General features: G+C 51.7%; 11 protein-coding genes and 4 tRNA genes. 3 read left to right on the forward strand and 12 right to left on the reverse strand.

The features are described 5' to 3' along the window. Positions 1-3 precede the first annotated feature (3 nt). On the forward strand, positions 4-1,071 hold the full coding sequence (locus P2G53_RS02160; RefSeq protein WP_275813072.1) for a 3-deoxy-7-phosphoheptulonate synthase: 1,068 nt from the start codon (positions 4-6) through the stop codon (positions 1,069-1,071). A gap of 197 nt (positions 1,072-1,268) precedes the next feature. After that, complete coding sequence (locus P2G53_RS02165; RefSeq protein WP_275813075.1) at positions 1,269-3,836, forward strand: response regulator; 2,568 nt, start codon at positions 1,269-1,271, stop codon at positions 3,834-3,836. Between the two features lie 70 nt (positions 3,837-3,906). Here P2G53_RS02165 and clpX read toward each other — a convergent pair whose 3' ends face one another. The 7 genes from clpX to P2G53_RS02200 form a co-directional block, all read right to left on the reverse strand. Beyond that, entirely contained in the window at positions 3,907-5,190 is a 1,284-nt protein-coding gene (clpX, locus tag P2G53_RS02170; RefSeq protein WP_275813078.1) for an ATP-dependent Clp protease ATP-binding subunit ClpX, read from the reverse strand. Positions 5,191-5,321: 131 nt separating this feature from the next. Continuing rightward, positions 5,322-5,933, reverse strand: coding sequence for an ATP-dependent Clp endopeptidase proteolytic subunit ClpP (clpP, locus tag P2G53_RS02175; RefSeq protein ID WP_275813081.1), 612 nt, complete (start codon positions 5,931-5,933; stop codon positions 5,322-5,324). 190 nt (positions 5,934-6,123) lie between these two features. After that, positions 6,124-7,467, reverse strand: coding sequence for a trigger factor (tig, locus tag P2G53_RS02180; protein WP_275813085.1), 1,344 nt, complete (start codon positions 7,465-7,467; stop codon positions 6,124-6,126). A gap of 205 nt (positions 7,468-7,672) precedes the next feature. Continuing rightward, positions 7,673-7,748, reverse strand: a tRNA-His gene (locus P2G53_RS02185). Between the two features lie 9 nt (positions 7,749-7,757). After that, positions 7,758-7,842: transfer RNA gene (locus P2G53_RS02190), tRNA-Leu, on the reverse strand. 13 nt (positions 7,843-7,855) lie between these two features. Beyond that, positions 7,856-7,931, reverse strand: a tRNA-His gene (locus P2G53_RS02195). A gap of 21 nt (positions 7,932-7,952) precedes the next feature. Beyond that, a tRNA-Arg gene (locus tag P2G53_RS02200) sits at positions 7,953-8,029 on the reverse strand. A gap of 259 nt (positions 8,030-8,288) precedes the next feature. On the opposite strand from P2G53_RS02200, the gene folD reads away from it, so the two are divergent. Then, positions 8,289-9,143 (forward strand): bifunctional methylenetetrahydrofolate dehydrogenase/methenyltetrahydrofolate cyclohydrolase FolD, encoded by an 855-nt coding sequence (gene folD, locus P2G53_RS02205; RefSeq protein WP_275813087.1) that lies wholly within the window; start codon positions 8,289-8,291, stop codon positions 9,141-9,143. Positions 9,144-9,212: 69 nt separating this feature from the next. Here folD and P2G53_RS02210 read toward each other — a convergent pair whose 3' ends face one another. The 5 genes from P2G53_RS02210 to P2G53_RS02230 all read right to left on the reverse strand — a co-directional run bounded on the left by P2G53_RS02210 (position 9,213) and on the right by P2G53_RS02230 (position 11,594). After that, a complete protein-coding gene (locus P2G53_RS02210) occupies positions 9,213-9,653 on the reverse strand; it encodes a YtoQ family protein (RefSeq protein WP_275813089.1) in 441 nt (146 codons plus the stop codon). Positions 9,654-9,743: 90 nt separating this feature from the next. Beyond that, on the reverse strand, positions 9,744-10,130 hold the full coding sequence (locus tag P2G53_RS02215) for a VOC family protein (protein WP_275813091.1): 387 nt from the start codon (positions 10,128-10,130) through the stop codon (positions 9,744-9,746). A 2-nt stretch (positions 10,131-10,132) separates the two neighbouring features. After that, the gene (locus P2G53_RS02220) at positions 10,133-11,011 is read right to left on the reverse strand and encodes an alpha/beta hydrolase (RefSeq protein WP_275813093.1); all 879 of its coding nucleotides are present in this window, start codon (positions 11,009-11,011) and stop codon (positions 10,133-10,135) included. 71 nt (positions 11,012-11,082) lie between these two features. Continuing rightward, entirely contained in the window at positions 11,083-11,331 is a 249-nt protein-coding gene (locus tag P2G53_RS02225) for an RNA-binding protein (protein WP_275813095.1), read from the reverse strand. 17 nt (positions 11,332-11,348) lie between these two features. Then, complete coding sequence (locus tag P2G53_RS02230; protein WP_275813097.1) at positions 11,349-11,594, reverse strand: VF530 family protein; 246 nt, start codon at positions 11,592-11,594, stop codon at positions 11,349-11,351. Positions 11,595-11,649 lie beyond the last annotated feature (55 nt).

Genomic DNA, 11,649 nt, shown 5'->3' on the forward strand with positions numbered 1-11,649 from the left:
ATAATGACCGATACACGCGTTGAAGACCTGAATATAGAATCCACCACTGTCCTGATGTCACCGGACACCCTGAAGGCTGAACTGCCCCTGACCGAAGCGGCTGCGGCTGCCGTTATGCAGGGCCGTGCCGTTGTACGTGACATTCTGGATCGCAAAGACCCGCGTCTGCTGGTGGTAATTGGCCCCTGTTCTATCCATGACACCGATGCGGCCATCGAATACGGCAAAAAACTGGCCGCCCTGCAGGAGCAGGTAAAAGACACCCTGTATCTGGTGATGCGCGTCTATTTTGAAAAACCCCGTACCACTGTGGGCTGGAAAGGTCTGATCAACGACCCGCATCTGAATGATTCTTTTGAGATTGAAGAAGGCCTGCACATTGCGCGCAAGCTGCTGATTGATTTGTCTGAGCTGGGCCTGCCTCTGGCCACCGAAGCCCTGGATCCGATCTCCCCGCAGTACATCCAGGACCTGATCTCCTGGTCTGCGATCGGCGCGCGTACCACTGAATCCCAGACTCACCGTGAGATGTCTTCCGGTTTATCCTGCGCTGTCGGCTTCAAAAACGGCACCGACGGTAGCCTGGATGTAGCCGTTAACGCGCTGAAATCTGTCAGCGCGCCCCACCGTTTCCTGGGTATTAACGCTGAAGGACAGGTAGCCATTGTGCATACTCGTGGCAATGCTTATGGCCATGTTGTGCTCCGTGGTGGTGGCGGCAAACCGAATTATGATTCCGTCAACGTTGCACTGTGCGAACAGGCACTGGAAAAAGCCGGTCTGGCGCAGAACATCATGGTGGACTGCAGCCACGCCAACTCCAACAAAGACCCGGGCCTGCAACCATTGGTAGCTGATAACGTGGCCAACCAGATCCTTGAGGGCAACAAGTCCATCGTGGGTCTGATGATCGAGAGCAACCTTGGCTGGGGTAGTCAGTCGATCCCGGCTGATCTTTCCGAGCTGCAGTACGGCGTGTCTGTGACCGACGCCTGTATCGATTGGGCTGCCACAGACAAATGCCTGACAGAGATGCACGAAAAATTGAAACCGGTTCTAGCCAACCGGTAACTGATAAAAAGGATCGCCACGGCGGTCCTTTTTTATGTCAAACGAACCGGTAGAAGAGGTTTTTTAACTGCAAAAGGATTAGCACAACCTATTCAAAAACGCTGCTCATTAGCATTCATTTATGTATATGATATTCTGAAGTACGCCAAGAACCTCCGGGATTAAAATAACAACACTGGGTGCGGATCAACTTTGTAATGTCCACGTCTGATAACACTCATAAGCCCGTTTCAAACCTGACTGATACCTACTGGCACAGTGCTGACTTTCAGCGACGCATCAATATCTCGTTCAAGTTAACCATCGCCCTGTTCGCCATGGGCCTTATCTGGCTATCACTCTGCATTTATTTTTCACTTTTTTACGGCACCATCCTGGCCATCGCAGCCACCTTTTCGTTTTTGCTTAGCATCCTGTTACACCATCTCGGCTTCCATATCAGTGCCCGCAGCATCTGGCTGCTGGTGTTTTCGATCGCCGTTTTTCTGGGGGACTCCATCGGCGGCTTTGAAAACAAAATGAACTCCATGCTGGTAGTGACGCTGGCGATCCCGGTCCTGATCTTTTCCTGGCAGCATGAACGCCGCTTTATCTACTTCTTTGCCTGCCTCTCTCTAACGCTCTGGTTTATCACCATTATTACTGATCATGCGGTACTGCCCATCCGGGAGGTCACCCCGGATGTCGCAAAAAACATTTTTGCCACAGCAGCCGATCTGTCCGTTTTTCTGGCGATTGCAATTGTGCTCTACCACTTTGCAAAACAGTCAGAACTGTATGAAAACTCCTTGGCTGAAGCGGTAGAAACAGCCAAAGCCGCCAATGCAGCCAAATCAGAATTTCTGGCCAACATGAGCCACGAGATCCGCACCCCGATGAACGCTGTCATCGGCATGTCCGAGCTGGCGCTGAAAACACAGTTGGACCCAAAGCAGTTCAATTACATCTCCAAGGTCAATCTCTCAGCCCGCAACCTGCTGGGTATCATTAACGACATCCTCGATTTCTCCAAAATTGAAGCCGGCAAACTGGATATTGAACAGGCGCCTTTCAAACTGAGTGAGGTGCTGGACAACCTGGCCGGTGTCTTTGGCCTGAAAGCGACCGAGAAGTCTATCGAACTGATGTTTGATGTTGCAGCTGACGTACCGGATAACCTCACAGGTGACTCTATCCGGCTCTATCAGGTGTTAACAAATCTGTGTAGTAATGCCCTTAAATTCACACCGGAAAACGGCGAAGTACTGCTCAGCATAAAGCGGCTGCCCGGTGACCGTCAGCATCAGGTAAAACTGCATTTCTCAGTGTCTGACAGCGGTATAGGTATCAATAAAGAACAGCAGGCACGCTTGTTCAAACCCTTTACCCAGGCGGATGAATCCACCACCCGCCAGTTTGGCGGAACCGGACTTGGCCTGGTGATCTGCAAACGACTGGTCTCCATGATGCAGGGCGAAATATGGCTCGAAAGCCAGGTAGACGCCGGAACGACCTTCCACTTCACTGTAGTCCTGACACCGGCTAAGGCCCTTACCAGCGACCAGCACCGCGTGCCTCTTGATCTGAAACACAAGCGAGTGCTGGTAGTTGATGACAATGCCACAGCCCGGGAGGTGGTGCGGAATATGCTCACAGCCCTTGGCATGCGCGTGGACTGCTGCATCAATGGCGAAGATGCACTGCGACGACTGATGCATAAAGAGGTGTTGAACCAGCCCTATGACCTGATCATTTCTGACTGGGTGATGCCGGGTACAAACGGCATCGAAATGATCAAGACGATCCAGCATAAGTTCAGCTTGCAACATCAGCCTGCTGTGATTTTGATGACTGCACATGATACGGATGTAGAAGAGATTGAGGCTCACAAGCTCAACGTCGCCTCAGTCATCTCCAAACCGATCACCAGCGCGTTACTCCACCAGGCCTTGGCGCTGGCACTGGGTGACGAACCATTACCCCAGGCAGAACCGGTATCCCGCACCAGTAAAAAATTGGACAAAACCCTTCAGCTACTTAACGGCGCAAAAATTCTGCTGGTCGAAGACAATCAGATCAATCAGGAGCTGGCGAATGAGATTCTGATCAGTCATGGGATGCAGGTCTGGTGCGCCGAAAATGGCCAGAAAGCGCTGCTGATGCTGGAACACAATCACTTTGATGGTGTGCTGATGGACTGTCAGATGCCCGTGATGGATGGTTATGAAGCGACCCGCCGGATCAGAGCCAACCCCAAATTTAAAGATCTGCCTGTGATTGCACTGACCGCCAATGCGATGGTGGACGATCACAGAAAAGGCCTGGCCTCAGGTATGAACGATTACATCGCTAAGCCGATTAACATTGAAGAGATGCTCACCACCATGGCCAAGTGGATCAAAGGCTCTGGTAGAACGCAGATTCAGCAAACCTCCCGCCACACACCAACAATGGGAGACCTGCCCGGCATTGATATTGAGGCCGGACTGGCAACCGCAATGCAAAATGAAGTTTTTTTCCGTCGCATGCTGATCAAATTTCAGCATAACTATGATGAATTTGAACAGCACTTCCGACAGGCTCAGCGCTCAGGGGACCACGAGACCCTGATCCGTTTAGCCCATACCCTGAAGGGGGTAGCAGGTAGTCTTGGCATGATGGAACTGTTTCAGGTTAGTTCCGCGCTCAATGAGGTCTGTCAGAAAGAGGAGGATCCCGACCTCTGTCTTGGAGCGACGTTACAGGAACTTAATCGCGTGCTTGATGGGTTGAAATCGCTCAGCTAAACGCCCCCCGACAGCGCTGCCCATAAAAAAACCACCCGCAACGGGTGGTTTTTTATGGTTCGGTTGCGAGTTAATCTTTACCCGCCGCCTTTGCCTGTTCAGCATTTTCGTAGATCAGGATTGGATCGTTATCACCGTTCACTACGCCTTCGTCGACCACGACTTTGCTGACGTTGGACATAGAAGGCAGCTGATACATGATATCCAGCAATGCCGCTTCCAGAATGGAGCGCAGACCACGAGCACCTGTTTTACGCTCCATGGCTTTTTTCGCCACAGCGCGCAGGGCTTCATCGCGGAAGCTGACCTCAACCCCTTCCATCTCAAACAGCGCTTCATACTGTTTGGTCAGGCTGTTTTTAGGTTCAGTCAGAATCTGTACCAGTGCCGCTTCATCCAGCTCGGCCAGCGTTGCCACCATCGGCAGACGACCGACAAACTCAGGAATCAGACCAAACTTCACCAGATCTTCTGCTTCCAGATCCTGCAACGTATCGGTGATGGTTTTCTGCTCGTCTTTGCTTTTCACCACAGCACTGAAGCCGATAGAACTCTTTTCAGTACGATCGCGGATGATCTGTTCCAGACCGGCAAACGCACCACCACAGATAAACAGGATATTGCTGGTATCAACCTGCAGAAACTCCTGTTGCGGGTGTTTACGACCACCCTGCGGTGGCACAGATGCCACAGTGCCTTCAATCAGCTTCAGCAGTGCCTGCTGTACACCCTCACCTGACACGTCACGGGTAATGGACGGGTTGTCAGATTTACGTGAGATCTTGTCGATCTCATCGATGTAAACAATACCGAGCTGTGCTTTTTCTACATCGTAATCGCATTTCTGCAGCAACTTCTGGATGATGTTTTCAACATCCTCACCCACATAACCGGCTTCAGTCAGGGTGGTGGCATCAGCGATGGTAAACGGCACATTCAGCAGACGTGCCAGCGTCTGGGCCAGCAGGGTTTTACCGCTACCCGTTGGACCAATCAGCAGAATGTTACTTTTGCCCAGCTCAACGTCGGTTTTGTTGTTTTCCTGAAAACGCAGACGTTTATAGTGGTTGTAAACAGCGACAGCCAGTACCTTTTTGGCGCGTTCCTGCCCGATAACGTACTCTTCCAGCGCGGCACTCAACTCTTCAGGCGTCGGCAGCTTGGCGCCCTGCTCTTTGGGTTCAGCATCCTGAATTTCTTCACGAATGATGTCGTTACACAGGTCGACACATTCATCACAGATAAACACAGAAGGCCCGGCAATCAGCTTGCGGACTTCGTCCTGGCTTTTACCGCAAAAGGAGCAGTACAACAGTTTGCCACTGTCTCCTTTACCTTTAATCTCGTCGGTCATTCGACCTCCTTACAGTCTGACTGGTCACTCGGCGTGCGCGTCAGGCACATTTATCCAGCCACTTTCAGTTTCGTACAATCAACACCTAGAGAGTATAGCCGTTCACTCTGGTGGATGTTCAGTCGGTCTGATTACTCAGCGTCGCGTTTGTCCAGAACCTCATCAATCAGACCATACTCTTTTGCCGCGTAAGGGTCCATGAAGTTATCACGGTCCGTATCACGGGAGATGGTTTCGAGGTCCTGCCCGGTATGTTTCGCCAGCAGCGTATTCAGCTTGTTACGGATGCTGAGAATCTCTTTGGTATGGATCTCGATATCCGTAGCCTGCCCCTGATAACCACCCAGCGGCTGATGGATCATGACGCGGGAATTTGGCAGGGCAAAACGTTTACCTTCAGCACCACCTGCCAGCAGGAAAGCGCCCATACTCGCCGCCTGACCCAGACACATGGTAGACACATCCGGCTTGATAAACTGCATGGTGTCATAAATGGACAAACCTGCAGTCACAGAACCGCCAGGCGAGTTGATATAGAGGTGAATATCCTTGTCCGGGTTTTCCGCTTCGAGGAACAGGAGCTGGGCAACCACCAGATTGGCCATATGATCCTCTACAGGGCCAATCAGAAAGATGACTCGTTCTTTAAGCAGACGGGAATAAATATCATATGCTCGTTCACCACGGGCACTCTGCTCCACCACCATGGGTACCAGGCTGGAGAGAGGACTGAGATCCGTCATTCGGTGCTCCTTATTCGGTATTCTTGGATATTCTTATAGACACTTGATAATACTACGTTGCACCTTCGGCACAAACCCCAGTTGTTATGGATGGGTCGCAAAGACGTGTTTTTCAAGGTGCATCGGGATAAAAAAACGACAGTCAGGTGACTGACTGTCGTTTTCTGTATTACCCCGGATCTGAGCGGAATTATTCGGCCGCTTCAGTCTCTTCTTTGGCTGCTGGTGCAGGCTGTTCTGGTTTGATCGCGTCTTCGTAGCTGACGGTCACTTCAGTCACCTGTGCCTGAGACAGCAGGTGATCAACCACCTGATCTTCCAGTACCAGACCTTTGATCTGATCCAGCATCTCTTTGTTGTTCATGTACCAGTCGATGACCTGCTGAGGATCCTGATACGTTTCAGCCATCTCTTCCAATGTCTCACGCACACGGCTTTCGTCGGCTTCCAGTTTGTTCAGTTTGATCACTTCCTGCAGCAGCAGGCCGATGCTTACACGACGCTCAGCCTGCGCAGAGAACAGCTCTTTAGGCAGACTGTTAGGGTCCATTTTGCTGTTAGCACCACCGAACTGCTCAACCGCCTGACGACGCTGCGCATCAATTTCACGGTCGATCAGGGCAGCAGGAACGTCAACACTGTTAACGTCGATCAGCTTGGAGAACACCTGGTCCTTCAGCTTCATCTTCAGTGCCTGTTTCAGTTCGCGGGACATGTTTTTACGAACTTCAGCGCGGAACGCCTCTTCAGTCAGCTCATCCAGACCGAACTTGCCGAAGAATTCGTCATTCAGTTCAGGCAGCTTCTGTTCAGAAACGGATTTTACAGTCACTTTGAAGGTCGCAGCTTTACCCTGCAGGTGTTCAGCCTGGTACTCTTCAGGGAAGGTCACGTTCACGTCGATCTCAGCACCTGTTGCGGCACCGACGATACCCTCTTCAAAGCCAGGGATCATGCGGCCGGAACCCAGCACCAGATCCATACCTTCAGCTTTGCCGCCTTCAAACGCTTCGCCATCGACAAAACCTTCAAAGTCGATCTTAACGCGGTCGCCATCAGCAGCTGCGCGGTCAGTTTCAACCCAGGTTGCCTGCTGCTTGCGCAGGGTTTCAATCATAGTGTCCAGATCGGCATCAGCGATTTCGGCAGTTTTCTTCTCGATGCTTACTGCAGAGAAGTCAGCCAGGCTGATTTCCGGATAGACTTCAAAAGTAGCGGTGTATTCGAAATCTTCACCTTCTACTTCTTTTTTAACGTCGATGGTTGGACCACCGGCTGGGTTCAGCTGCTCCTGCTGAACTGCGGCATAGAAAGTTTCCTGTACCACCTGGCTCAGAACTTCTTCGCGGATGCCTTTGCCGTAACGCTGTTTGACAACTTTCATCGGTACTTTACCCGGACGGAAGCCATCGATTCGAACGTTGCGAGCAGTCTGCTGGATGCGTTTGTTAACATCCTGATCGATGCGTTCTGCAGGAACAGAAACCGTCATCAGTCGCTCCAGGCCAGAAGTTGTTTCAACGGAAACTTGCATGTAATGCCTCACAAATCTTGTTTTCTTTAATCTTCAACAGACCGGCATAGCTTGATGGGCCGCGAGATCTGCACAGTTGACCGAATATCCGGCCATAAAACGAAAGCGCAAAATTTTCCGGCAAGCCAGTAAATTAGTCAAGGAAGAAAACGTAATAATGGCTGCAGGATGAAAAAACGACAGGAAAGAGTAATACAAGGGGGAATGGGGTGGACAATGGGGCTCGAACCCACGACCGCCGGAATCACAATCCGGAGCTCTACCAACTGAGCTATGCCCACCACAAAAAATGGTGCGGACGGAGAGACTCGAACTCTCACACCGTTAGGCACCAGAACCTAAATCTGGCGTGTCTACCAATTTCACCACGTCCGCATTGCTGAGAGAATGGGGTGGACAATGGGGCTCGAACCCACGACCGCCGGAATCACAATCCGGAGCTCTACCAACTGAGCTATGCCCACCATAATCTCTTTACAGACGGCTGGCGCGCCCACCAGGGTTCGAACCTGGAACCTACGCCTTAGAAGGGCGTTGCTCTATCCAATTGAGCTATAGGCGCCCGACATACCGTCCGGTCTTCCTGAACCACTCAACAGAATAACCGGAAAAGTTAATCCTGCAAGTGCCTCAAAGCGAAGAGGTGCGCATGATATACAGGAGTTTTGGGAGGGTCAACACCTTTTTATTGAGCAAAATAAACGGTTTATTCGTCAAAAAAGAAGCGGATTCAGGTACAGCGTGCTGCCGCTACTTGGCCGTTCATGACAAGCATGAGAGAATTCGCACCAATTGAAATTGATTAAGGATCGCAGCCTACTATGAGCGCAACTATTATCGACGGCAAACAGATTGCCGCAGATGTCCGGCGTCAGGTGGCAGAGGGTGTTCAAGCACGCATTGAAGCGGGTAAATCCGCCCCCTGCCTTGCCGTCATTCTGGTTGGACATGACCCCGCCTCTCAGGTCTATGTTCGCAACAAGAAAAACGCCTGTGTCGAAGTCGGCTTCGAGTCCCGCTCATATGACCTTCCGGCTGAGACCTCTCAGGATGCCCTGCTCTCGCTGGTCGATGAACTGAACCTTGATGAAGGCGTCAACGGTATCTTGCTGCAGTTGCCTTTACCTGCGCACCTGAACAGCGATGAGATTCTGGAACGTATCCGCCCCGAAAAAGACGTGGACGGTTTCCATCCGTTCAATCTGGGTCGTCTGGCTCAGCGTATGCCAGTGCTGCGTCCCTGCACACCCAAAGGGGTGATGACCCTGTTGAAATCCACTGGTCTGCGTTTGCAGGGCATGGAAGCGGTTGTGGTTGGCGCCTCCAATATTGTCGGCCGCCCCATGTCACTGGAGCTTTTGCTGGCGGGTTGCACCGTTACCACCACGCACCGTTTTACCAAGGATCTGGCCGGACATGTGAGTCGTGCTGATATTGTTGTGGTTGGCGTGGGCAAACCCGGACTGGTTAAAGGCGAATGGATCAAACCCGGTGCGATCGTGATAGATGTGGGTATCAACCGTCTGGACGATGGCCGTCTGGTCGGTGATGTTGAATATGCACCGGCTGCAGAGCGTGCAGGCTGGATCACACCAGTGCCCGGTGGCGTGGGTCCCATGACCGTCGCCACCCTGATGGAAAACACCCTCGAAGCGGCTAATATGCAGGACAATTAAAACAGTCTTGCTTAAGAACTGAACACTATAAAAGGGGCAACAGCCCCTTTTTTATTTCATCCCTGCTGCTTAACGGGTCAGGGTATACACCAGCAGCTCAACTACCTGCTCAGGGGTCGTGGCCCAGGCCATGGCCTGGGCATCCACTTCTTTCAGCGGATGAATCAGGGCTTCATCATGCAGCGTGATATAGGGTTTGCCCAGGGCTGCACAGTAACCGGCATCAAACGCCGCATTCCACTGTTTGTATTTATCGCCGAAACGGATTATCGCCACATCGCAGCTTTCAATCTGGGTCTTGATGCGGATCGCATTCACCTTGGCGGATTTGTGATCGCGCCAGAACTGTTTCTCTTCCGCACCCAGCAGATCACCCGCCGCATCACTGGCGTCATGATCGGTCACGGCTGATGTGAAGCAGATATCCAGGTCATGCTTCTGACATCCCTGAATGATTTGTTCGCGCCAGTCGGTATGGATCTCACCGGAAAGATAAACATTCCACTGCATAAGTTACTCACCTTAAAAACTTGGGTTACTAAACACAAAGCCGGTAACTGTATCAGGTCGGATAGCGTCCGCGAAACATGCCGGGCGTTTTCAGGAACCGGTATAGTTTGAAACCTCGATCAGGTTGCCATCCGGATCCCTGAAATAGACCGACAGAATGTTTCCCGCAGCACCGGTCCGGCTGACTGGACCTTCCAGCACGGGAACATGCAGGGATTCCAGATGCTTAATGGCTGACGCCACCGGCTGCTCAATAATAAAACACAGATCCGCGCTGCCGGCGGCAACATTAGCCGCTTTCGGCTCAAACTCACCACCCAGCGGATGCAGATTGATCTTCTGCTGACCAAATACCAGCGCAACACGGCCTTCTCCAAACACGACCTTCTGCATACCCAGCACTTGCGTATAAAAATCCACCGTGGTTTCGATATCCCGTACCGTCAGTACCAGATGATCCAGCCGATTTACCTGCATGTTTATTCCCCAAAAAACTCCAGCAATGCCTGGTATACCTCCTGCGGAGTCTCCTCCGGCAGAAAATGTCCTGAGTCCAGCGCCCTGCCCTGCACCTGATCGGCATAGTCAGACCAGACCCGCAGCACATCATACGTCCGCTGGACAAAACCTTTTGCACCCCAGAGCACCAGCAGCGGACAGTGTACCCGTTCATTCCGGCTGGCCGCATCATGCTGCATATCGATACTGGCCGCCGCGCGATAATCCTCGCAACTGGCATGAATGGCTGCAGGATCACTGAAACAACGCAGATATTCCGCCACCGCTGTTTGGTCATACGCAGCCCCCGGCGCTGCCCAGCGGCGCAGTTTCTCTTTAAGGTAATAGGCAGGATCGGCGCCGATCATCCGCTCTGGCAGACCGTCCGGCTGAATCAGAAAAAACCAGTGATAATAGCCGGTGGCAAAGGCCTGATCCGTATGGCTGAACATATGGTAGGTGGGCGCAATATCCATCACACAGGCTTTTTGGACTTTCTCAGGATAATCCAGTGCCATCCGATGGGTAACCCGCGCCCCGCGATCGTGTCCGGCAACGCAGAACTGTTCATACCCCAGCATCTGCATCACCTCGACCATATCCTGGGCCATGACACGTTTAGAATAGTTACTGTGATCTGGCTCACCCGGTGGTTTTGAACTGTCACCATAACCCCTCAGATCGGGGCAAAGCAGATGAAAATGCTGCGCCAGCATTGGAGCTACCCGATGCCACATCACATGGGTCTGCGGATAACCATGCAGCAACAGCAATGGCGGGCCGGAACCACCGTGCACCAGATTGATTTCAGCGTCTCTGGTGTTGATTTTTATCTGGGTGAAAGTATCGGGAAATAGCATGTAAACGGACCCTTAACCGATGGCATATAACTAAGGGTAGAAGAATTTCAGAAAATTCCGTTGAATGAGGGTTATGCCTGCTTCTCTTCCGCTTTTTTGACGCGTATTTTGTTTCTGCCAAGCAGCGTATTGTTCAGATTTTTCATCGCAGCTTTGGCTTCACCAGCCTTGGGCATTTCAACAAATCCAAATCCCTTGGATGTCCCGCCCACGGGATCAAGCACCAGCTTGCAGGACTGAACACTGCCAAACCCCTCAAACAGTTCTTTCAATTCAGCTTCAGTGGTTGAGCGATCCAAATTACGTACTAATAGTTTCATGTTGTTAACTCGACTGCCTATTTGGAATGTCCCCAAGGGGATGGTGGTGCAAATGTCGAGATATACAAACGCTCGACCTTGTCTCTGGCCCACGGAGTTTTACGCAGGAATTTCAGCGAAGACTTGATGGACGGGTCACTCTTGAAGCAATTGATGTCGATGCGCTCCGCCAACCCACTCCAACCGTAACGCTGTTCCAGCTTGGTAATGATCTGCTCAAGCGTTACACCGTGCAATGGATTGTTGGGCTGTGTCTGGCTCATATTGTGTTAACACCCTCATGCTTCTTGGTTTTACCGGCAATAAGGTTTTGCCGAG

Origin of the sequence: Neptuniibacter sp. CAU 1671, from assembly GCF_029222905.1 — a bacterium.
Classification (GTDB): Bacteria; Pseudomonadota; Gammaproteobacteria; order Pseudomonadales; family Balneatricaceae; genus Neptuniibacter.